Annotated in this window: 1 protein-coding gene; it reads right to left on the bottom strand. The window is 32.9% G+C overall.

Annotated elements, in window-relative coordinates; all coding sequences use genetic code 11:
• Positions 1 to 186: 186 nt before the first annotated feature.
• The coding region (locus tag ACY2RU_RS17685) for a hypothetical protein (RefSeq protein WP_490139810.1) at positions 187 to 785 on the bottom strand (599 nt) is incomplete at its 5' end.

Here is a 785-nt window from a genome sequence, read left to right as displayed (position 1 = left end):
CTTGGCAAGCTGTGGCTCAAACAGTTTTGCGGAGCAAAAGCTGGCAGCCGCGTCGCGGCGTGAGATTCAGCAGCCACGGCGAAGCCGTCTGGTGATGTATTCGGTTTTGATAAATTTACAACAAAAAGTAGGAATTCAAATTCAATAACCATCTTCGCCATTGGTTATATACTTTGTTAGGCACTGTTAATTATCTAAATACTCATTTATTTCTTTGATCCCATTTTCATAGCTTATAAGCATTGCTTTTTCTTGAAAATAAAGTTCGGTTATTAACTGATAGAATATTTTATAATTGGTTTCAGTTAATTTACTGTCGTAAAGTTCTCTTTCTTGCAAAAAACTCAAAACATCTTTAAGAGCATTTTCGACATATTGTTGCTGTTCATAAATGCGGCTCATTTTTAGACTCATATCGAGGTCAAGAGAGGCAGTACTTTTAAGTTGTTCTTTTGCATTATTCGTTATTATTGATTTAAAGATTCCCTTTTCTGAGTTAATAAGTCTAGACAAATTAAATCCAGAAATTGAATCATTGTTGTCAATAGCATATTGTTCCGCTTTTTTGGAAATTTCCATATGGTAAGGTGCCCATTTTTTTAACGTTTTTTGATTGTTTTCGAGCTCAGTTTTTACATACTGAATAATAAGTTCAGAATGTTTGATTTCGTTTTTGTCGTTCCTATAATCATTTAACCAAAAAGCAAATAGTACACTGAAAAATATTAATAAAGCCTGGATTATATGATCCGCGATTCGCTTAGTTAGATTTATTTTCATTCTAT

It is taken from the genome of Ulvibacter sp. 2305UL32-6, from assembly GCF_058148545.1.
Note: the sequence above shows the minus strand (reverse complement) of the source record. Positions and strands in the feature narration are given on the sequence as shown.